The following is a 19,442-nucleotide window of genomic DNA, read 5'->3' as shown; positions in this document are numbered from 1 at the left end:
TGAATACTTCAGTCAAATTCATGCGCAAGGGCGAACTGACCCGTGCAGCCATCCTCGACGTGGCGCTGGACTTGTCCAGCCGTGACGGCCTGGAAGGCCTGACCATCGGGCTGCTTGCGGACAAAATGAACATGAGCAAGTCGGGTGTGTTTGCCCACTTTGGCTCGCGCGAAGACTTGCAGATGGAAGTGCTGAAGCTCTACCACTATCGTTTTGAGCAAGAAGTCTTTTTCCCCAGTATGAAAGAACCACGCGGCATCCAGCGCCTGCAATCGATGTTTGCGCGCTGGGTCAAGCGGGTCAGCGTGGAAATCGCTTCCGGCTGCATCTATATCAGCGGTGCCGTCGAGTATGACGACCGTCCCGGTCCCATCCGCGAGGCCCTCGTGGCCATGGTGCGGGCCTGGCAGGGCGCGCTGCTGCGTTGTGTCGAGCAATCGATCGCCACGGGCGACCTGAAAGTGGACACGGACGCGCAGCAGCTGGTGTACGAGATGTATGGCCTGATCCTGGCCCTGCATCACGACGCGCGCTTCCTGCGCGTGCCGGGCAGCATCGAACGGGCGCAAGCGGGCTTTATCCGCCTGCTGGCGTCGTACCAGAATTCCGTCACAAGCAAATAAGCCGTCAGGCAGTATCCGCAACAACGCACACGCACTACAAGTACAACATTTTAGCTAATCGTCTTCAGGAGAAAATTATGGGTCAATACGTCGCGCCAATCCGGGATATGCAATTCGTTCTGCATGAGTTCCTGCAAGTGGAAGAAGAACTGAAGCAAATGCCGTCGTACGCCGACGTCGACGCCGACATCATCAACCAGGTGCTGGAAGAGGGCGGCAAATTTACCTCCGAAGTATTGTTCCCGCTGAACCACTCCGGCGACCGCGAAGGCTGCCACCATGACCCCGTCACGAAAAGCGTGACCACGCCGAAAGGCTTTAAAGAAGCCTACAAGCAGTACGTCGAAGGCGGCTGGGCGGCCTTGGCTTGCGATCCGGAATACGGCGGCCAGGGCTTGCCTGTCGTGCTGAACAATTCCTTCTATGAAATGCTGAACTCGTCGAACCAGGCCTGGTCCATGTACCCTGGCCTGTCGCACGGCGCCTACGAATGCCTGAAGGAACACGGCACCGACCACCAGAAGGAAGTCTACCTGCCGAAACTGGTGTCGGGCGAATGGACGGGCACCATGTGCCTGACCGAACCGCACTGCGGCACCGACCTGGGCCTGCTGCGCTCGAAAGCGCTGCCTGAGGCGGACGGTTCCTGGACCATCACCGGCAACAAGATCTTCATCTCGGCCGGCGAGCACGACATGGCGGAAAACATCCTGCACCTGGTGCTGGCCCGCGTGCCGGACGCGCCGGAAGGCTCGAAAGGCATCTCGCTGTTCCTGGTGCCGAAATTCCTGCCGAACGCGGATGGCACGGTCGGCGAGCGCAATCCGATCACCTGCGGCGCCATCGAAGAAAAAATGGGCATCCACGGCAATTCGACTTGCCAGATGAACCTGGACGGCGCGAAAGGCTGGATCATCGGCCAGCCGAACAAGGGTCTCAACGCCATGTTCGTCTTCATGAACGCGGCCCGCCTGGGCGTGGGCATGCAGTCGCTGGGCCTGACGGAAATCGCTTACCAGAACGCGCTGATCTACGCCAAGGACCGCACGCAAATGCGTTCGCTGTCCGGCATCAAGAACCCGGAACTGCCGGCCGACCGCATCATCGTGCACCCTGACGTGCGCCGCATGCTGCTGACGGGTAAAGCCTACGCCGAAGGCGCGCGCGCTTTCACCTCGTACGTGGCGCTGCAGATCGACCGCGAACTGCACCACCCCGACGCCGACGTGCGCAAGGAAGCGGCCGACGAAGTGGCGCTGCTGACCCCTGTCATCAAGGCCTTCATTACCGACAACGCCTGGATCGCCACCTCGGACGCGATGCAAGTGTTCGGCGGCCACGGCTACATCTCGGAATGGGGCATGGAGCAGTATGTGCGCGACGCGCGCATCAACATGATCTACGAAGGCACGAACACGATCCAGTCGCTGGACCTGCTGGGCCGCAAGATCCTCGGCGACAACGGCGCCAAGCTGCGCAAGTTCGGCGAAAAGATCAAGGCTTTCGTCGAAGACAACGGCACCGATGAAGCGATGAGCGAATTCGTCACGCCACTGGGCGACCTGGGCGACAAAGTCACCAAGCTGACCATGGAAATCGGCATGAAGGCCTTCCAGAATCCTGACGAAGTGGGCGCGGCATGCGTGCCTTACCTGCGCGTCGTCGGCCACATGATCTACAGCTACCTGTTCGCGCAGATGGCCAAGATCGCCCTCGAAAAAGAATCCAGCGGCGACAAGTTCTACACCGCCAAACTGGCTACCGCACGTTTCTACTTCGCCCGCTTGCAGCCTGAAACGGCAACCCTGATCCGTCAGGCGCGTTCCGGTTCGGCCAACCTGATGGCACTCGACGCAGACCTGTTCTAAGACTTGAGGAAAATATGACCAATTTCATCGTTAAAAAAGTAGCCGTCCTCGGCGCCGGCGTGATGGGCGCGCAGATCGCCGCCCATTGCATCAACGCGAAAGTGCCGGTCGTGCTGTTCGACCTGCCGGCGAAGGAAGGTCCAAAGAATGGCATCGTGCTGCGCGCCATCGAGAACCTGAAAAAGCTGTCGCCTGCCCCGCTGGGCAACAAGGACGACGCGGCGCTGATCCAGGTCGCCAACTACGAAGACAACCTGGACCTGCTGGCTGGTTGCGACCTGATCATCGAAGCCATCGCCGAGCGCATGGACTGGAAACACGACCTGTACCAGAAGGTGGCCCCGCACATCGGCCCGAACGCGATCTTCGCCTCGAACACCTCGGGCCTGTCGATCACCAAGCTGGCCGAAGGCTTCGATGCCGACCTGAAATCGCGCTACTGCGGCGTGCACTTCTTCAACCCGCCGCGCTATATGCACCTGGTCGAAATCATCCCGACCGAGTTCACCAAGCCTGAAATCAGCGACCAGCTGGAAGGCTTTTTGACCACCACCCTGGGCAAGGGCGTGGTTCGCGCCAAGGATACGCCGAACTTCATCGCCAACCGCGTGGGCGTGTTCGGCATCCTGGCCATCGTGCACGAAGCTGAAAAATTCGGCCTGTCCGTGGACGTCGTCGATGATTTGACGGGCGCCAAGCTGGGCCGCGCCAAGTCGGGCACTTTCCGCACGGCGGACGTGGTCGGCCTGGACACCATGGGCCATGTGATCAAGACCATGCAGGACTACCTGCCGAACGATCCGTTCGCCGCCGTCTACAAGACGCCGGAAGTGCTGGCCAAGCTGGTGGAAAAAGGCGCGCTGGGCCAGAAGAGCGGCGCAGGCTTCTACAAGAAGGTCGGCAAGGAAATTCAACGCCTGGACTTTGCCACCGGTGAATACGTGGCCGGCGGCGCCAAGGCTGCCGACATCATCGCCCGCATCCTGAAAGAAAAGGATCCGGTCAAGAAGATGAAGGCGCTGCGCGAATCGACGAACCCGCAAGGCCAGTTCCTGTGGGCGATCTTCCGCGACGCTTTCCACTACATCGCCATCCACCTCGACACCGTGGCCGACAATGCGCGCGACATCGACTTCGCCATGCGCTGGGGCTTCGGCTGGAACGTCGGTCCGTTTGAAACGTGGCAGGCATCGAACTGGCTGCAAGTGGCCAACTGGGTCAAGGAAGACATCGACGCCGGCCACGCGCTGTGCAATGCACCGTTGCCAGCCTGGGTCTTCGAAGGTCCGGTCGCTGAAAAAGGCGGCGTGCATACGCCGGAAGGTTCGTACTCCGCCGTGTCGAACAGCTTCGTGCCGCGTTCGACCCTGTCCGTATATGACCGCCAGCCATTCCGCGCGCCCGTCCTGGGCAGCGGCGCCATCGACGGCAAGACCGCCGGCACCACCGTCTTCGAAGACGAATCCGTGCGCGTCTGGCATACGGGCGACGATGTCCTGATCATCTCGTTCAAGACCAAGATGCACGTGATCGGCGAAGGCGTGATCAATGGCCTGAAACTGGCGCTGGCCGAAGCCGAGAAGAATTTCAAGGGCCTGGTGATCTGGCACGCCGACGCAGCCGAAGGCGGTGCCTTCTCGGCCGGCGCCGACCTGCAATCGGCACTGCCGGCGTTCATGCAAGGCGGCGTGAAAGCCGTCGATCCGATCATCGCCGAACTGCAGAACACCTTCATGTCGCTGAAATACGCGAACGTGCCGGTGATCGCCGCGGTCGCTGGCCTGGCGCTGGGCGGCGGTTGCGAACTGGCCCTGCACGCATCGAAGCGCGTGGCCTCGATCGAGTCGTACATCGGCCTGGTGGAAGTGGGCGTAGGCCTGATTCCTGCCGGCGGCGGCTTGAAGGAAGCGGCGCAGCGCGCCTACAAGGAAGCCAAGGGTAACGATATCCTGCAATTCCTGAAGACGGGCTTCACCAATGCGGCCACCGCCAACGTGTCGAAATCGGCGCTGGAAGCGAAGAAGATGGGCTACCTGAAGGAAGACGACGTCATCGTGTTCAACGCCTACGAGCTGCTGCACGTGGCCAAGGTCGAAGCGCGCGCGATGTTCGACGCGGGCTTCCGTCCAGCGCTCCCATCGCTGATCCAGGTCACGGGCCGTTACGGCTGGGGCACCATCAAGGCGCAGCTGGTCAATATGCGCGACGGCGGCTTTATTTCGGCGCACGATTTCAAGCTGGGCGAGATGATCGCCGAGATCGTATCGGGCGGCGACGTGGACCAGGGCAGCTTCGTCAGCGAACAGTGGCTGCTGGATATGGAACGCAAGGCATTCCTGGAGCTGTTGAACCATCCGAAAACCCAGGAACGGATCATGGGCATGATGCAAACCGGTAAGCCGGTACGCAACTAAGCCTGACGTCGATGGCGATCCTGTCCATTATTTTTAAAGTATTGCTGCGCGTGAGGCCAAGCATGGTGTATGACCGTATCAAACAACAGATGATGGACACCTTGCCCTTCGTGCGGCTGCTGGGGATCAGCATCGACGACATCGGCACCGGCACCTCGAAGGTGTCGATGCCGGAAGATCCAAAACTGAATAATCACCTGGGCACGCAGCATGCGGGCGCCTTGTTTACCCTGGCCGAAACGGCTTCCGGCGCGGCCATGGCTGGCGGCTTCGCCGAGCTGATACTGGGCTTGCGTCCGGTGGCCAAGGAGTCGCGCATCCAGTACCAGAAGGTGGCCCGGGGCGCGACGCGCGCCGAAGGCCGGGTACCGGGCGACCTGGCTGCCTTGAAGGCGCAGCTGGCGCAGGATGGCAAGGTGGCGTTTCCTGTGGAAGTCGATATTTTCGACTCCGAAGGCACGCTGGCGGCACAGGTGACGGTGGACTGGTATTTGTCGCAGAAGCGATAGGCCAGCATCCCGGACATTCGACAGAACACGAACCTCGTTCAACATCTTTGAAAGCATAAAATGAGCAAACAACTTCAAGACGCGTACATCGTCTCTGCAACCCGCACCCCGATCGGCAAGGCGCCGCGTGGCATGTTCAAGAACACCCGCCCGGACGACCTGCTGGTGCGCGTGCTGCAATCGGCCCTGGCGCAAGCGCCTGGCCTCGACCCTGCATTGATCACAGACGCCATCATCGGCTGCTCGTTCCCGGAAGCGGAGCAGGGCTTCAATATCGCGCGTAACTCGGTGCTGCTGGCCGGCTTGCCGAAAACCGTCGGCGGCGTCACCGTCAACCGTTATTGCGCTTCGGGCATCACGGCGATTGCCATGGCGGCCGACCGCATTCGCGTGGGCGAAGCCGACGTCATGATCGCCGGCGGCATCGAATCGATGTCGATGGTGCCGATGATGGGCCACCACCCATCGATGAACCTGGACATGTTCAGCGACGAGAACATCGGCATGGCTTACGGCATGGGCCTGACGGCCGAAAAAGTGGCGCAGCAATGGAAAGTGTCGCGCGAACAGCAGGACGCGTTCTCCGTTGAATCGCACCGCCGCGCCATCGCCGCGCAGCAAGCCGGCTTCTTCAAGGCCGAAACGACGCCAGTGGAAATCATCACGCGCACGCCGAACCTGGCCACCGGCCAGGTCGATGTAACGCGCCGCACCGTCGACACCGACGAAGGCGCGCGCGCCGATTCGTCGATGGAGTCGCTGGCCAAGCTGAAGCCTGTGTTCGCCGCCAAGGGTTCCGTCACGGCCGCCAACAGCTCGCAGATGTCCGACGGCGCCGGCGCGCTGTTGATCGTCAGCGAAAAAATCCTGCGCGAGCACAACCTGACCCCACTGGCGAAATTCTCGTCGTTCGCCGTGCGTGGCGTACCACCGGAAATCATGGGCATCGGTCCGAAATTCGCGATTCCCGCAGCCTGCGCCGCCGCCGGCATCACGCAAGACCAGCTGGACTGGATCGAGCTGAACGAAGCGTTTGCCGCGCAAGCCCTGGCCGTTATCGGCGACCTGGGCCTGGACCCATCGAAGGTCAACCCGATGGGCGGCGCGATCGCCCTGGGCCACCCGCTGGGCGCCACCGGCGCCATCCGCGCCGCCACCGTGATCCACGCACTGCAGCGCACCAAGCAGAAGTACGGCATGGTCACGATGTGCGTGGGTGCCGGCATGGGCGCGGCAGGAATTTTTGAACGCGTATAAGTTTGGCTGGCTAAAGCAATAAAACAGGGCGCTGCGGGATTACCCCGGCGCCCTTTATCTTTTTGGAGACGACATGGATATTTTGTGCAGCAAGAGCGAGGGCATTCTGACCCTGGAATTCAACCGCCTGGAACGCAAGAATGCGATCACGGGCGCCATGTACCAGACCCTGGCCGATGCGCTGGTGGCGGCCGAGACCGATGATGAAGTGCGCGCCATCCTGATCTGCGGCAAGCGCGAGATTTTCACGGCCGGCAACGACCTCGATGACTTCATGAAGACGGCGCGCCCGAAGGATGGCTCGCTCGACCATGACCGCCCCGTGTTCCAGTTCATGCGCGCCCTGTACGGCAGCAGCAAGCCCGTGGTGGCGGCTGTTTCCGGCCCGGCCATCGGCATCGGCACCACCTTGCTGATGCATTGCGACCTCGTCTACGCGGCCGACAATGCCAGCTTCTCGATGCCGTTCACGCAACTGGGCCTGTGCCCGGAGTTCGGCTCCAGCCTGCTGCTCACGCAACTGGCCGGCTACCCGCGCGCGGCGGAAAAGCTGATGCTGGGCGAAGCGTTCCCGGCCAGCGAAGCGCTGGAAATGGGCCTGGTCTCGAAAGTCGTGCCCCTGTACGACTTGATGACGTATGCGCAAGGCCAGGCGGCCAAGCTGGTAGCGTTGCCAGCCGCCTCGATCCGCGCTACCAAGCGCTTGATGAAGCAAAGCCGCATGGAGCCGATGAAGGCCGCCATCGCCGAGGAAAACAAACTGTTCAGCGCCATGCTGGGCGGCGCCGAAGCGAAGGAAGCGTTTACGGCCTTCTTTGAAAAGCGCAAGCCGGATTTCAAGAAGTTTGCCTAAGCTGACTGGCTGACTGCCGGGGTCAGCCCCCCGCGCCCGATAGCGCAAGCCTCTGCGTTAGCGGCCTTGAGGATCTGACCCCAGATTTTTCTTCTGGGCTTAATTCGAGCTAGACGACTGGTCTAATTGTGCTACAATGCCTCGCATGAAAGCTGAATACACCGATGTGCGCCAGCACATTATCGACCAGGGCAAGGCCATCATCACGCGCAAGGGTTTTGCCGGGGTGGGGCTGAACGAGATCCTGTCGGCCGCCGACGTGCCCAAGGGCTCGTTCTACCATTACTTCAAGTCCAAGGAGTTGTTTGGCGAGGCGATGCTGGAAGATTACGTCACCGGCTACCTGGACGAAATGGAGCGCGTGCTGGGCCGGCCCGGCCAGAGCGCGGCGCAGGCGCTGATGGCGTACTGGGCCAGCTGGACCAGCGAAAGCCTCGACGGCAGCGGTTGCGACTGCCGCTGCCTGGTGGTCAAGCTGAGCAGCGAAGTGGCCGACATGTCGGAGCCGATGCGCGTGGCGCTACTCGACGGCACCCACCGCATCATCGCAAGGCTGGCCCTAGCCATCGCGCGGGGCAGGGTGGACGATACGCTGCCAACGGTGGCCGACCCGGCCCAGATGGCCGCCACCTTATACCAGCTGTGGCTGGGCGCGGCCATGCTGACCAAGCTGCGGCGCGACGCCAGCGCCTTGCAAACAGCGTGGCGTGCGACCCTGGCCATGTTGCAGCTGCCGCCGGACCAGTAAGCGAGTGTCAAGTACGCGGATGACAGACGTCCGCGTTTTTTTGAATTGCGTTATAGACGACCAGTCTAATAATAAAGGAGCAGCAGCATGAAGAATTTTGAATTCCATAACCCGACGAAGATCGTGTTCGGCGCCGACACCGTCAGCAAATTGTCCGCCCTGGTGCCGCACGATGCGCGCGTGCTGATTTTGTACGGCGGCGCCAGCGCGGAAAAGACGGGCACCCTGGCCGAAGTGCGAGCTGCTCTTGCGCTGGGCCAGCGCAGCGTGCAGGAGTTTGGCGGCATCGAACCCAATCCCAGCTATGAAACCCTGATGCGCGCCGTCGCCCAAGTGCGCAGCGAGAAAGTTGACTTCCTGCTGGCCGTCGGTGGCGGCTCCGTGATCGATGGCACCAAGTTCGTTGCCGCAGCCGCCCTGTACGACGGCGAGCCGTGGGAAATCGCCGAGCGCGGTGGCGCCAATGTGCAGCGCGCCCTGCCGTTCGGCACGGTGCTGACCTTGCCAGCCACTGGGGCGGAAATGAACAGCGGCGGCGTGGTGACGAAAAAAGCCACGCATGACAAGCTGAGTTTTCGCAACCCGCTGCTGTACCCGCAGTTTTCCGTGCTCGATCCGAGCAAGACCTTCACCTTGCCGGCCACGCAGGTAGCCAATGGCCTGGTCGACGCCTTTGTCCACACCACGGAACAGTATCTGACCTATCCGGTGCAGGCGAAGGTGCAGGACCGCTTTGCCGAAGGCTTGCTGCAGACGCTCGTCGAGATCGCGCCGCAGGCGGTCGCTTCGCCCGACGATTACGCCACCCGCGCCAACCTGATGTGGACCGCCACCCTGGCCCTGAATGGCTTGATCGGCGCGGGCGTGCCGCAGGACTGGGCCACCCACATGATCGGCCACGAACTGACGGCCCTGTACGACATCGACCATGCACGCACCCTGGCCCTGGTGCTGCCGGCCCTGCTGGACGTACAGCGCGAGCAGAAACGCGGCAAATTGCTACAGTATGGTGAACGTGTCTGGAACATCACCAGCGGCAGCGACGACGAGCGCATCGATACCGCCATCGCCCGCACGCGCGCCTTCTTTGAAGGCCTGGGCATTCCGACGCGTTTGTCGGCCTATCAGCTGGGCCAGGAAGCGGTGGAAGCGGTACTGAAACAATTGGAAGCACATGGCATGACCTCCCTCGGCGAACACCGCGATATCGACCTCGCGCGCAGCCGCGGTATCCTCGAAGCAGCACTGTAACCCTGACATAAAGGACACAACATGAACATCCTGATGGTACTGACCTCGCACGACCAACTCGGTAATACCGGCAAGAAAACCGGTTTCTGGCTGGAAGAATTTGCCGCGCCCTACTATGCCTTGCAAGAAGCGGGCGCCAAGCTGACCGTGGTCTCGCCCAACGGCGGCCAGCCGCCGCTGGACCCGAAAAGCGACGAGCCGGATTCGCAAACGGACGCCACGCGCCGCTTCAAGCAGGACGCCGATGCGCAAGCCGTGCTGGCCAACACGGGCAAGCTGGCCGACGTGAAGGCGGGGGACTTCGATGCCGTGTTTTACCCGGGCGGCCATGGCCCGCTGTGGGACCTGGCCGAAGACCCGCACTCGATCGCGCTGATCGAGCAGATGATCGCCGCCGGCAAGCCCGTCGCCGCCGTCTGCCACGCGCCCGGCGTGCTGCGCCACGTAAAGGCAGCTGACGGCACGCCGCTGGTGCGCGGCAAGCAGGTGACGGGCTTTACGAATACCGAGGAAGACGCCGTCGGCTTGACGGCCATCGTGCCTTTCCTTGTCGAGGACATGCTCAAGCAAAACGGCGGCGTCTACTCGAAACTGGGCGACTGGCAGCCGTACGCCGTCACCGATGGCTTGCTGGTCACGGGCCAGAATCCGGCGTCGTCGGAAGCGGCCGCGCAGGCGCTGCTCAAGCTGCTGGGCTGATACCCGGGTAGTGCGTTCGGCCGCTCGTCGTCACACCGTAGTGCGTCCGGCGGCCATGCCCGCCAGGATCAGGCCGACCGAGGCGTGCCAGGTGATTTCGCTGGCCGGCCTGCCCGCCAGCGCATAGCCGTGAAGGAAATCGACGAGCGCGTCGCGCCCGCGCAGCCGGGTTTTCTTGTTCAGCGCGAGGCCATCGACGGCCAATTCGAACAGCGCCGTAAATCGCTCGGCCACGTCGGCTTGCTCCACCAGCCCGCGCGCCATCAGGCGCACGAAATACGGCGTGGCGCTGACCAGTTCCAGGTACAGCGCGCACAGCGCGAGCACACGCCGCTGCGGCCCCTGGCGTTGCGTAAATGGCGGCTGCTGCGGGTCGAGCGCGGCAAAACGCTGCGCCATCAAGGCCAGCAGCAATTCCTCTTTTCCCGCGTAGTAGTGATACAGGGCCATGGCATCGACGCCCAGGCTGTGCGCCAGCGCGCGCATGGAAAACGCGTCACCTTTTTCTTCCAGCAGGGCCAGGGCAGCCTGCAGAATGCTGGCGTTGTCCAACGCGGGCTTGGTGCGGTGCGGACGCCCGGCGCGGCGCACGGGAGATTCCGTGGCTTGAAGTTTTTGGGTTTTCATGGGCATAATTCTACACTGTAGAATTAAATCAAGGAGCACCCATGCAAAAACCTTTCGTCAGCGTTTTTCTCGGCATCAGCCTCGATGGCTGCATCGCGGGAGAAAACGGCGACCTGTCCTGGCTGGCCGAACTGGCGCCCGACTCGCCCGATACCACCGGCTACACGGCATTGATGGAGCAGGTCGATACCTTGCTGATCGGCCGCACCACGTATGACGCCGTGCTGGGGTTCGAACCGTGGCCATATGCGGGCAAGCGCGTGGAGGTATTGAGCCACCGCGGCTTCGCGCCGCGCCATGGCGAACAGCGCCGCGAAGGCAGCGTGCGGGACGTGCTGGCGGCGCTGGCGGGGGAGGGTTGCCGCCACGTGTATCTCGATGGCGGCGCCGTTATCCGCGCCGGTTTGCGCGAAGGCGTCATCGACAGCCTGACCTTGTCCGTGCTGCCCGTGGTGCTGGGTAAGGGCGTGCGCCTGTTCGAGGACGACTTGCCGCGCAGCGACTGGCGCCTGGATGGCACGCGCCAGCTGCCCAGCGGCGTGGTGCAGCTGCGCTATCGGAAAAATTAGCCCGCGCTGGCGATATCGACGATAAAGCCGGGATCGTAGCGTTCATTTTCCGGCGTGCCGTCGGGGCGCTTGTAGCCACAGGGGTTGCACACGACGCGGCACTCGCCTATCTGGTAGTCGAGCGAGGCGTGCATGTGGCCATGCACCCACAGGTCCGCCTGCGCCACCAGTTCATCGAGCTGCGAGGCGAACGCGGGCGAGCCCAGGTTGGCCGCGTATTGCTCTTCCACCGACAGCATCGATGGCGCCATGTGCGTGATGACGACGGTCTTGCCAGCGAACGGTTGCGCCAGTTGCTCGGCTAGCCAGGTCTTGTGCTGCGCGTGCAGCAGCGCTGTGTCAGTGGCGCACAGCAGGCGCGGCGTATCGCCGCCCGTGCTGATGCGCTTGTAGTCGGGCATGTAGGCTTGCGCCGCGCTCAAGGCTTCGTCCCGGCGCTCGGCGCCGAACAGCAGGAAATCCGTCCACAGCGTGACGCCGAGGAAGTGCACGCCGTCGAGCGTCACGGCGTCGCCGTCGAGCAGGCGGATGTTCGCGCCCTGCGCGTTCGCGCTGGCGCAGGCGTCGCGCACGGCGTCCTGCATGTGTTCCAGTTGGTGGCCATAGCCCTCGTGATTGCCGTGCACGTACAGCACGGGCAGGGCGCCGAAGGTCCGCGCGGCCCAGGCGATGGCGTTGCTGCCCGTGTCGATGTCGCCGGCCAGGATCACCACGTCGGGTCGGCAGGCGGCAAGGTCGATGGCGGGGGTGTCGTCACCCCAGACTTCCAGGTGCAGGTCGGACAGGATCAGCAGACGCATGGCGATAGGGGAGCAGTGACTGGGCCTCCATCGTAGCGCAAGTCGCCGCGTCCGTCTGCTTGACCGCGCGAGGGTAGCGACGTTACCCTGTAGCATCGATTACCGCACACTCATTACTGGAGCCGCATGCCGCCTTTCTTCCTTCCCAAGACCTTGCTCAGCATCGCGCTGGCCACCATGGCGCTGCCGTTTGCCGCACATGCGGAAACGCCCGCCATCGATCCCTTGACGCAGCCGATTGCTTCGCTCTATGCGGCGCAGTGGAACCGCCCGCAGCAGCCGGCGCGCATCCATGGCGACACGTATTATGTGGGCGTGGGTGGCCTGAGCGTGGTGCTGATCGATACGCGCGAGGGATTGATCCTCATCGATGGCGCGTTGCCGCAATCGGTGGCCGCCATCAAGGAGCATATCCTCGAGCTGGGTTTTCGCCTGGAAGACATCAAGTTCATCCTGAATACGGAAGCGCATTTCGACCATTCGGGCGGCATCGCCGCCTTGGCCCGCGACAGCGGCGCGCAAGTGGTCGCCAGCCCGCTCGGTGCGCAGGCGCTGCGCGCGGGCTCGGTGCTCGCCATGGATCCGCAAGCGGGTGAAATCGACCCCATGCCGGCCGTGGAGAATGTGCGCGAAATCGCCGATGGCGAAACCCTGCAGCTGGGCGAGGTGACCGTCACGGCGCGCTACACGCCTGGTCATACGCCGGGCAGCACCAGCTGGACCTGGGTCTCGTGCGAGGATGCGGAGCGTCAGGACTGCCTGAACGTGGTGTTCGGCGCCAGCCTCACGCCGGTGGCGGCCGATGATTTTCACTACCTGGGCGATGAGCGCCATGCGGACCTGACGCCGGCCTTCCGCCAGGTCATGCACGACTTCGCCAAACTGCCGTGCGACATCCTGATCTCGGCTCACCCCGACCATTCCGGCGGCGACCGCAAGCTGACGCAACTGCTGGAGGGCGTCACGCCGAATCCCTTCATCGATACGCAGGCGTGCAGCAGCTACGCGGCCAAAAATGAAGCGAAGCTCGATGCGCGCATCGCCAAGGAAAAAGCGGCTGCGACAAAATAACAACGTTGGCGCGTTCGCCATGAAAAGCGGTTGACGCACTGCAGCATCCGGTGCAGAATCATCGTCCGCAGTGCAGATTAATCCAACAAAAGAAAGGATACCCATGTTCGAGCAGGCTGGCAGCAAGTCGTACCTCCACTAGCCCCGCGCATGACGCTCGGGGCCATCGGCATCTTGCCGATCCCGAGCCGGTGTCCTTGAAAACCCCGGTGAGGAAACTCGCCGGGGTTTTTTGGTTTACCAGGACCCCGGCATAACGCAGACATCAGGAACACCGTTATGCCCATTCATCAGACACTGCGCGGCGCCCATGTGCCCGTGCATATTTTTACCGACGATATCGACGCGCAGGCATTGCGCCAGCTGCACAATATCGCCAGCCTGCCCATCGTCCATCCATATGTGGCGGCCATGCCCGACGTGCATGCCGGCATCGGCGCCACCGTCGGCAGCGTGATCCCCACGCGCGGCGCCATCATTCCGGCCGCCGTGGGCGTGGACATCGGCTGCGGCATGAACGCCGTGCGCACCACCCTGACGGCCAGCGACTTGCCCGACAATCTGGCGCGCCTGCGCAGCGCCATCGAAGCGGACGTGCCCGTCGGTTTCGAGCAGCACGACTGGAGCCGCGTACAGGGTTCGCGCCATGCACGCGCCGCGCGCCCCCTTGCCGGCCGCCTGGAGCACATCGTCGAGCGCCACCGCGGCATCGCCAAGATGCTGCGCCAGTTCGAACGCACGTGGATATGCCAGGCCGGCACCCTCGGCGGCGGCAACCATTTCATCGAGATCTGCCTCGACGAGGAACAGCGCGTGTGGATCATGCTGCATTCGGGCTCGCGCGGCATCGGCAACGCCATCGGCCGATACTTCATCGCCGCCGCGCAGAAGGATATGCGGCGCCACCAGCTGCAGTTGCCGGACGCGGACCTGGCCTATCTGAGTGCAGGCTCCACGGTGTTCGACGACTATGTGGAAGCGGTGGACTGGGCGCAGGATTACGCTCTGCTCAACCGCAGCGAAATGATGCGCCGCGTGCTCGACGTGCTGGCGAAGTTTGCGCCGCCGTTCCAGCTCGACGGAGAGGCCATCAACTGCCACCACAACTACATCGCGCGCGAAACGCATGGCAATGCCGACTTGTACGTGACGCGCAAGGGCGCCATTTCGGCGCGGCAGGGGGAGCTGGGCATCATCCCCGGCAGCATGGGCGCGCGCAGCTTCATCGTGCGCGGCAAGGGCAATCCGGAGTCGTTGTGTTCCTGCTCGCACGGAGCGGGGCGCAGCATGAGCCGCAGCGAGGCGAAGCGCCGCTACGACCGCTTCGATCTGGCTGAGCAGACTGCCGGTATCGAATGCCGCAAGGATGGCGGCGTGGTCGACGAGATTCCGGCCGCCTATAAAAATATCGATGCCGTGATGGCGCACCAGAGCGACTTGGTGGAGGTGGTGCATACCTTGCGCCAGGTCGTCTGCATCAAGGGTTGAAAGGAGAGCATATGAAAATCAAAGTGAAAGCCACGTCCAAGCCGCGCAACCCGCTGGTGGCGGCAGCGAAACTGCGCGGCGGCGCCGGCGCGCACCAGTCGGAGGCGTCGCCGCGCGCGGCGCGCCGGGCCGGCAAGCACCGCCTGCAGCAAATGCTGGCGGGCCGCCTCAAAGCTGACGATTAGCGGACCGGCAGTTCGACGATGAAGTTCGGATCAAAATCGGGATTTTGCGGCGTGCCGCTGCGCGTCCTGTAGCCGCACGGGTTCGATACGACGCGGCAGTGGCCGATGCGGTAGTCGCGCGAGATGTGGAGATGGCCATGCACCCACAGGTCCGCCTGCGCGGCCAGGTCGTCCAGGCGCGAAGCGTAGGCAGGCGAACATCCCTCGCTGCCGTAGGCATCGTCGACCGACAGCAGCGACGGCGCCATGTGGCTGATGACGACAGTGCGTCCGTCGAACGGCTGCGCCAGTTCGCGCGCCAGCCACGCTTTTTGCTGTGCGTGGAACATGGCCGTGTCGGCAGCGCGCAGCTTGCGAAAGCCCATGCCGGCCAGACGGATGCGCTTGTAATCGTTCATGACGGCTTCCGCGTCGCGCATGGCCGCTTGCCGCGTGTCGTCGCCCAGCAGACGGAAATCCGTCCACAGGGTGGCGCCCAGGAAGCGCACTTGTTTGCCAGCCTGGTCGGCGATGACGTGGGTGCCGGCATCGAGAAAATGCACGTTGGGCGTGGCGGCGCAGGCCGCGCGCAGCTCCTGGCGCACCTTGTCCAGATGGTGGCCGTAGCCTTCGTGGTTGCCATGTACGTACAGCACGGGCAGGCCCGCGAATGCGCTGGCGGCCCAGGCGACGGCGCGGGTGCCCGTGTCGATGTCGCCGGCCAGGATGACGGCGTCGGGGCAGCTGAGCGCGAGGTCGCCCTGCGGCGCTTCATCGCGCCATAGCTCGTGGTGCAGGTCCGACAAAATCAATAAACGCATGCGGTATCCAGGTGATGGGAGGGTACGCCATCGTACCTGAAAACCCTCATTCTTCCGGCAGTGCGGCGAAGCTGTGCGCCAGGTAGTCGATCAGTGCGCGCACGGCCGGCAGCAGGCCGCGCCGCGAGGGAAACACGGCGTGGATGATTTCGCGCTGCGGCCGCCATTGCTCCATCAACTGCAGCAGGCTGCCATTGGCCACCTGCTCGGTGATCATCATGGTCGGCAGCTGCACCACGCCCACGCCGGCCACGGCCGCGTCGCGCAGGGTCAGCATGTCGCCCGTGACGAAGCGCGGCGTATGGCGCAGCTGGGCGCGCGCCCCATTGGGGCCATGCAAATCCCACTGGTAGTGCTGTTGCGGCATGCCCAGGGCCAGGCTGGGCCAGTCGGCCAGGTCGGCCGGCGCCTTCGGCAGCGGTGCACCGGCGAACAGCAAGGGGCTGCCCACCATGCACTGGCCCCGTTCGGCCAGCACGCGCAGCACCAGGTCGCTGTCGGGCAGCGGCGGCGGACGCACGCGGATGGCCACGTCGATGCCCTCGGCCACCAGGTCGACGCGTCGGTTGCTCGCTTCCAATAACAGAGTCACCTGCGGATGCGCGCGCATGAAACCGGCCAGCATGGGCGCGACCAGCGATTGCAGCAGGGCGATGGGGCAGGACAGGCGCACCGTGCCGCGCGGCGCGGCGCGCGTCAGTTCGATCGCTTCCTGCGCCGCCTCCGCTTCCACCAGCATCGCCTTGCAATGCTCGTAAAACGTCTGTCCCACGTCGGTGACGGAAAAATGCCGCGTCGTCCGCTGCAGCAGGCGTGCGCCCAGGCGCTCTTCCAGCAGCGCGATGCGCCGGCTCAGTTTGGATTTCGGTATGCCCAGCGCGCGCCCGGCCGGCGCAAAGCCGCCATGGTCGCCCACCTGCACAAAGTAGTACAAATCGTTCAGGTCCTGCATGCCGCCTCCTTGGTCGTTCTATTTTTGGAACGCTGATGGCCTATTTTACCGTCTACCCGCTTCATCGTTGCAAGCGTATTCTGTCTCCAGCGTAATGCAAACCTCAACAGGAGATCGAGATGAACAAAGTCACAGGTATCTACAGCGCACCGCGCCAGCACTGGGTAGGCGATGGTTTCCCCGTGCGCTCGATGTTTTCGTATAACGGCCATGGCAAGCAGCTGAGCCCGTTCCTGCTGCTCGACTATGCCGGCCCCGCCGAATTTGCACCCGGCAGCCGTCCGCCCGGCGTCGGCTCGCACCCGCACCGCGGCTTTGAAACGGTGACCATCGTCTACAAGGGCGAAGTGGCGCACCGCGATTCGACGGGCCAGGGCGGCGTGATCGGCCCCGGCGACGTGCAGTGGATGACGGCCGGCGCCGGCATCCTGCATGAAGAGTTTCACTCGCCTGCCTTCACGCAGTCGGGCGGCACCCTGGAAATGGTGCAGCTGTGGGTGAACCTGCCGGCGAAAAACAAGATGACGGCGCCCGGCTACCAGGCCATTACCAGCGACACGATACCCACGCTGGCGCTGCCCGACGATGCAGGTTCCGTGCGCGTGATCGCCGGCGATTTCGCTGGCCAGCATGGCCCGGCCCGCACGTTCTCGCCGATGCAGGTGTGGGATGTGCGCCTGGGGCAGGGCAAGCTGACGGAACTGCCCGTGACCCGCGGCTGGAGCACGGCGCTGATCGTCCTGCATGGCACGGTGCTGGTCAACGGCGAGAGCGTGGTGCGCGAAGCGCAGATGGCGCTGTTCGAGCGCGACGGCGACAGCATCACCGTCGAGGCGAACAACGATGCCGTGGTGCTGCTGCTCAGTGGCGAGCCGATCGATGAGCCCATCGTCGGCCATGGCCCCTTCGTCATGAACACCGAAGCGGAAATCGCGCAGGCGTTCGAGGATTTCAACAGCGGCCGCTTCGCCCGCATCGCGAAGTAATTTGTGCAGTGAATTTGTGTAGTACCCGTGCCGCATCCCGCGGCACGGTTTTTCAGGAGACCACCATGAGCACCCCCGCCAACTTCCAAGGTTTGCCACCCATGATCGATCCCGACGACGCCGTCATGCTGTTGATCGACCACCAGAGCGGCTTGTTCCAGCTGGTGCGCGACATCGAGCAGCACGTGCTGCGCGGCCACGTCACGGCGCTGGCCAAGCTGTCGCGCCTGGCCAAGATGCCGACGTTGACCACCGCGTCCGTGCCCGACGGCCCGAACGGCCCCTTGATCCCGGAAATCCACCATTTCAACCCGGAAGCCGTCTACATCCCGCGCACGGGCCAGATCAATGCCTGGGACAATCCGGCCTGGGTCGATGCCATCGAGAAGACGGGCCGCAAGACCCTGCTGATCGCCGGCACGCTCACCAGCGTGTGCATGGCTTTTCCCACCATCAGCGCGCTGGCGGCCGGCTACAAGGTGTTTGCCATCATCGACGCCTCGGGCAACTGGTCGAAGATGGCCACCGACATCACCATGGCGCGCGTGACGCAGGCGGGCGCCGTGCCGATCGACACGTATGCCGTGCTGGCTGAAGTGATGAGCACCTGGAACCGCGCCGACGCGATGGAATTCGCCGCCATCATGACCGACCACATCGTGCCGCCATACCGCGCCCTGATCGAAAGCTATGACAAGGCGCAGGGCGTGCAAAAGAATGGCCGCGAAACGAAGCTGGAAATCCTCGAGGCGGCATCGAAGGGCTGACCGCCGCTACGGCGTTCATAATTGCTGCGTATCGCCACCAGCACGCCGCGCTGCTCCAGGCGCGTGATGGCGGCGTTCAGGCGCGCCAGGTCGGCGGGACCCGCGTCGAGCATGAGGATGCCTTGCCGGAAGCCGCCGAAGGTATTCAGGCGGCCGTCTTTTTCCAGGGCCGGACGGGCCGCCGCATGGTCTGCCCCATACCAGCCCACCTTGGGCGCCAGCAGGGTGGACTTGCCGCGCGCGAGCTGCGCGAAGCTGGTGACCTGGCGGGTTGCGGATATCAAATGGGCTATAGTGGCGGCGTGTCTTCACCCAAAGGAAATCCGCTTGACTCCCCCGCTCGAGATTGCCGCCAATGTCTTGATGACTGTTTCCATCGTCCTGGCTGGCCGTAACAACATTCATTCCTGGTGGATCGGCATCGTTGGCTGCGTGCTGTTTGCCGTGCTGTTTTTCCAGGTTAACCTGTATGCCGACGTGATGCTGCAGCTGTTTTTCATCGTCACCTGCGTCATCGGCTGGCTGCAATGGCGGCGCGGCGCCGGCGGCCAGCCCTTGCCGATCACGCGCACGGGCTGGCGCAGCCTGGCCTGGATAGTCCCGGCCGGCATCGCTTCCGTGGCGATCTACGGCATGTTGCTGCACCGCTTCACGAATGCCTACGCGCCGTTCATCGATTCGGCGGTGTTGGTATTTAGCATCATCGCGCAATTTCTGCTGATGAGCCGGCGCATCGAGACGTGGGCCTTTTGGCTGCTGGTCAACACGGTGGCCGTGCCGCTTTACTACAGCCGTGGCCTGCACCTGACGGCCGTGCTGTATGCGGCCTACTGGGTCAACGCCGTCATTTCCTGGTACTGGTGGAGCGTGCAGGCACGCCGCGCGGCGGCCGCACCGCCGGCGATGGCCGACGCGTGATATTGCCAAAAACCAAGTCCTTAGATCCAAATCGTATATACATTCAATTTTTAATTC

21 protein-coding genes are annotated in these 19,442 nt (G+C 63.4%); 16 read left to right on the top strand and 5 right to left on the bottom strand.

What is annotated here, in order from left to right; genetic code table 11:
• Positions 1-20: 20 nt before the first annotated feature.
• The 9 genes from ACQ4WO_RS20895 to ACQ4WO_RS20855 all read left to right on the top strand — a co-directional run bounded on the left by ACQ4WO_RS20895 (position 21) and on the right by ACQ4WO_RS20855 (position 10,222).
• Positions 21-623: a TetR/AcrR family transcriptional regulator gene (locus tag ACQ4WO_RS20895; protein WP_436483185.1), complete on the top strand. Its 603-nt coding sequence runs from the start codon at positions 21-23 to the stop codon at positions 621-623.
• A gap of 77 nt (positions 624-700) precedes the next feature.
• Complete coding sequence (locus ACQ4WO_RS20890) at positions 701-2,491, top strand: acyl-CoA dehydrogenase C-terminal domain-containing protein (protein ID WP_034753387.1); 1,791 nt, start codon at positions 701-703, stop codon at positions 2,489-2,491.
• A 14-nt stretch (positions 2,492-2,505) separates the two neighbouring features.
• Positions 2,506-4,905 carry a 3-hydroxyacyl-CoA dehydrogenase/enoyl-CoA hydratase family protein gene (locus ACQ4WO_RS20885; protein ID WP_034753388.1) on the top strand — a complete coding sequence of 800 codons (2,400 nt, stop codon included), beginning with the start codon at positions 2,506-2,508 and terminating at the stop codon, positions 4,903-4,905.
• 62 nt (positions 4,906-4,967) lie between these two features.
• Entirely contained in the window at positions 4,968-5,414 is a 447-nt protein-coding gene (locus tag ACQ4WO_RS20880) for a PaaI family thioesterase (protein WP_436483088.1), read from the top strand.
• A 60-nt stretch (positions 5,415-5,474) separates the two neighbouring features.
• Positions 5,475-6,671 carry an acetyl-CoA C-acyltransferase gene (locus ACQ4WO_RS20875; RefSeq protein WP_034753391.1) on the top strand — a complete coding sequence of 399 codons (1,197 nt, stop codon included), beginning with the start codon at positions 5,475-5,477 and terminating at the stop codon, positions 6,669-6,671.
• A 73-nt stretch (positions 6,672-6,744) separates the two neighbouring features.
• A complete protein-coding gene (locus ACQ4WO_RS20870) occupies positions 6,745-7,524 on the top strand; it encodes an enoyl-CoA hydratase (RefSeq protein WP_219329704.1) in 780 nt (259 codons plus the stop codon).
• A gap of 145 nt (positions 7,525-7,669) precedes the next feature.
• On the top strand, positions 7,670-8,272 hold the full coding sequence (locus ACQ4WO_RS20865) for a TetR/AcrR family transcriptional regulator (protein WP_436483087.1): 603 nt from the start codon (positions 7,670-7,672) through the stop codon (positions 8,270-8,272).
• An 87-nt stretch (positions 8,273-8,359) separates the two neighbouring features.
• A complete protein-coding gene (locus ACQ4WO_RS20860; RefSeq protein ID WP_436483086.1) occupies positions 8,360-9,523 on the top strand; it encodes an iron-containing alcohol dehydrogenase in 1,164 nt (387 codons plus the stop codon).
• A 21-nt stretch (positions 9,524-9,544) separates the two neighbouring features.
• Entirely contained in the window at positions 9,545-10,222 is a 678-nt protein-coding gene (locus tag ACQ4WO_RS20855) for a type 1 glutamine amidotransferase domain-containing protein (RefSeq protein ID WP_436483085.1), read from the top strand.
• Between the two features lie 30 nt (positions 10,223-10,252).
• Here the strand turns inward: ACQ4WO_RS20855 and ACQ4WO_RS20850 are convergent, their stop codons facing one another.
• Complete coding sequence (locus tag ACQ4WO_RS20850) at positions 10,253-10,849, bottom strand: TetR/AcrR family transcriptional regulator (protein WP_436483084.1); 597 nt, start codon at positions 10,847-10,849, stop codon at positions 10,253-10,255.
• Between the two features lie 41 nt (positions 10,850-10,890).
• On the opposite strand from ACQ4WO_RS20850, the gene ACQ4WO_RS20845 reads away from it, so the two are divergent.
• Positions 10,891-11,418 (top strand): dihydrofolate reductase family protein, encoded by a 528-nt coding sequence (locus ACQ4WO_RS20845; protein ID WP_436483083.1) that lies wholly within the window; start codon positions 10,891-10,893, stop codon positions 11,416-11,418.
• Here the strand turns inward: ACQ4WO_RS20845 and ACQ4WO_RS20840 are convergent.
• Positions 11,415-12,218, bottom strand: coding sequence for a metallophosphoesterase family protein (locus ACQ4WO_RS20840; protein WP_436483082.1), 804 nt, complete (start codon positions 12,216-12,218; stop codon positions 11,415-11,417). The two genes, ACQ4WO_RS20845 and ACQ4WO_RS20840, sit on opposite strands and share 4 nt — an antisense overlap.
• Positions 12,219-12,344: 126 nt before the next feature.
• Here ACQ4WO_RS20840 and bla point away from each other — a divergent pair, with 126 nt between their 5' ends.
• From bla to ACQ4WO_RS20825, 3 genes are all read left to right on the top strand, one after another.
• Entirely contained in the window at positions 12,345-13,289 is a 945-nt protein-coding gene (gene bla, locus ACQ4WO_RS20835; protein WP_436483081.1) for a subclass B3 metallo-beta-lactamase, read from the top strand.
• A 279-nt stretch (positions 13,290-13,568) separates the two neighbouring features.
• On the top strand, positions 13,569-14,777 hold the full coding sequence (locus ACQ4WO_RS20830) for an RtcB family protein (RefSeq protein ID WP_219329710.1): 1,209 nt from the start codon (positions 13,569-13,571) through the stop codon (positions 14,775-14,777).
• 11 nt (positions 14,778-14,788) lie between these two features.
• Entirely contained in the window at positions 14,789-14,962 is a 174-nt protein-coding gene (locus ACQ4WO_RS20825; RefSeq protein WP_175444615.1) for a hypothetical protein, read from the top strand.
• Here the strand turns inward: ACQ4WO_RS20825 and ACQ4WO_RS20820 are convergent.
• Together ACQ4WO_RS20820 and ACQ4WO_RS20815 are read right to left on the bottom strand one after the other, a co-directional pair.
• Positions 14,959-15,762, bottom strand: coding sequence for a metallophosphoesterase family protein (locus ACQ4WO_RS20820; RefSeq protein ID WP_436483080.1), 804 nt, complete (start codon positions 15,760-15,762; stop codon positions 14,959-14,961). The genes ACQ4WO_RS20825 and ACQ4WO_RS20820 overlap by 4 nt on opposite strands.
• Before the next feature lie 46 nt (positions 15,763-15,808).
• On the bottom strand, positions 15,809-16,714 hold the full coding sequence (locus tag ACQ4WO_RS20815; RefSeq protein WP_436483079.1) for a LysR family transcriptional regulator: 906 nt from the start codon (positions 16,712-16,714) through the stop codon (positions 15,809-15,811).
• A 119-nt stretch (positions 16,715-16,833) separates the two neighbouring features.
• Between ACQ4WO_RS20815 and ACQ4WO_RS20810 the strand changes: the two genes are divergently transcribed.
• Positions 16,834-17,700 (top strand): pirin family protein, encoded by an 867-nt coding sequence (locus tag ACQ4WO_RS20810; RefSeq protein ID WP_436483078.1) that lies wholly within the window; start codon positions 16,834-16,836, stop codon positions 17,698-17,700.
• A gap of 65 nt (positions 17,701-17,765) precedes the next feature.
• Positions 17,766-18,467, top strand: coding sequence for an isochorismatase family protein (locus tag ACQ4WO_RS20805; protein WP_436483077.1), 702 nt, complete (start codon positions 17,766-17,768; stop codon positions 18,465-18,467).
• On the opposite strand, the gene ACQ4WO_RS20800 is transcribed toward ACQ4WO_RS20805, so the two are convergent.
• Positions 18,389-18,751 carry a hypothetical protein gene (locus ACQ4WO_RS20800; RefSeq protein ID WP_436483076.1) on the bottom strand — a complete coding sequence of 121 codons (363 nt, stop codon included), beginning with the start codon at positions 18,749-18,751 and terminating at the stop codon, positions 18,389-18,391. The two genes, ACQ4WO_RS20805 and ACQ4WO_RS20800, sit on opposite strands and share 79 nt — an antisense overlap.
• A 43-nt stretch (positions 18,752-18,794) precedes the next feature.
• Between ACQ4WO_RS20800 and pnuC the strand changes: the two genes are divergently transcribed.
• A complete protein-coding gene (pnuC, locus tag ACQ4WO_RS20795) occupies positions 18,795-19,385 on the top strand; it encodes a nicotinamide riboside transporter PnuC (protein WP_436483075.1) in 591 nt (196 codons plus the stop codon).
• Positions 19,386-19,442 lie beyond the last annotated feature (57 nt).

The sequence above is a fragment of the Janthinobacterium aestuarii genome (assembly GCF_051380835.1).
Lineage (GTDB): Bacteria > Pseudomonadota > Gammaproteobacteria > Burkholderiales > Burkholderiaceae_D > Janthinobacterium > Janthinobacterium aestuarii.
The sequence above is the reverse complement of the archived record's forward strand: the minus strand, read 5'-3'. Positions and strand labels throughout refer to the sequence as shown.

Bases quoted from the DNA above. Each gene is read 5' to 3' on its own strand.
- ACQ4WO_RS20895 (WP_436483185.1), top strand. From the start codon at position 21: ATGCGCAAGGGCGAACTGACCCGTGCAGCCATCCTCGACGTGGCGCTG.
- ACQ4WO_RS20890 (WP_034753387.1), top strand. From the start codon at position 701: ATGGGTCAATACGTCGCGCCAATCCGGGATATGCAATTCGTTCTGCAT.
- ACQ4WO_RS20885 (WP_034753388.1), top strand. From the start codon at position 2,506: ATGACCAATTTCATCGTTAAAAAAGTAGCCGTCCTCGGCGCCGGCGTG.
- ACQ4WO_RS20880 (WP_436483088.1), top strand. From the start codon at position 4,968: ATGGTGTATGACCGTATCAAACAACAGATGATGGACACCTTGCCCTTC.
- ACQ4WO_RS20875 (WP_034753391.1), top strand. From the start codon at position 5,475: ATGAGCAAACAACTTCAAGACGCGTACATCGTCTCTGCAACCCGCACC.
- ACQ4WO_RS20870 (WP_219329704.1), top strand. From the start codon at position 6,745: ATGGATATTTTGTGCAGCAAGAGCGAGGGCATTCTGACCCTGGAATTC.
- ACQ4WO_RS20865 (WP_436483087.1), top strand. From the start codon at position 7,670: ATGAAAGCTGAATACACCGATGTGCGCCAGCACATTATCGACCAGGGC.
- ACQ4WO_RS20860 (WP_436483086.1), top strand. From the start codon at position 8,360: ATGAAGAATTTTGAATTCCATAACCCGACGAAGATCGTGTTCGGCGCC.
- ACQ4WO_RS20855 (WP_436483085.1), top strand. From the start codon at position 9,545: ATGAACATCCTGATGGTACTGACCTCGCACGACCAACTCGGTAATACC.
- ACQ4WO_RS20850 (WP_436483084.1), bottom strand. From the start codon at position 10,849: ATGAAAACCCAAAAACTTCAAGCCACGGAATCTCCCGTGCGCCGCGCC.
- ACQ4WO_RS20845 (WP_436483083.1), top strand. From the start codon at position 10,891: ATGCAAAAACCTTTCGTCAGCGTTTTTCTCGGCATCAGCCTCGATGGC.
- ACQ4WO_RS20840 (WP_436483082.1), bottom strand. From the start codon at position 12,218: ATGCGTCTGCTGATCCTGTCCGACCTGCACCTGGAAGTCTGGGGTGAC.
- bla (WP_436483081.1), top strand. From the start codon at position 12,345: ATGCCGCCTTTCTTCCTTCCCAAGACCTTGCTCAGCATCGCGCTGGCC.
- ACQ4WO_RS20830 (WP_219329710.1), top strand. From the start codon at position 13,569: ATGCCCATTCATCAGACACTGCGCGGCGCCCATGTGCCCGTGCATATT.
- ACQ4WO_RS20825 (WP_175444615.1), top strand. From the start codon at position 14,789: ATGAAAATCAAAGTGAAAGCCACGTCCAAGCCGCGCAACCCGCTGGTG.
- ACQ4WO_RS20820 (WP_436483080.1), bottom strand. From the start codon at position 15,762: ATGCGTTTATTGATTTTGTCGGACCTGCACCACGAGCTATGGCGCGAT.
- ACQ4WO_RS20815 (WP_436483079.1), bottom strand. From the start codon at position 16,714: ATGCAGGACCTGAACGATTTGTACTACTTTGTGCAGGTGGGCGACCAT.
- ACQ4WO_RS20810 (WP_436483078.1), top strand. From the start codon at position 16,834: ATGAACAAAGTCACAGGTATCTACAGCGCACCGCGCCAGCACTGGGTA.
- ACQ4WO_RS20805 (WP_436483077.1), top strand. From the start codon at position 17,766: ATGAGCACCCCCGCCAACTTCCAAGGTTTGCCACCCATGATCGATCCC.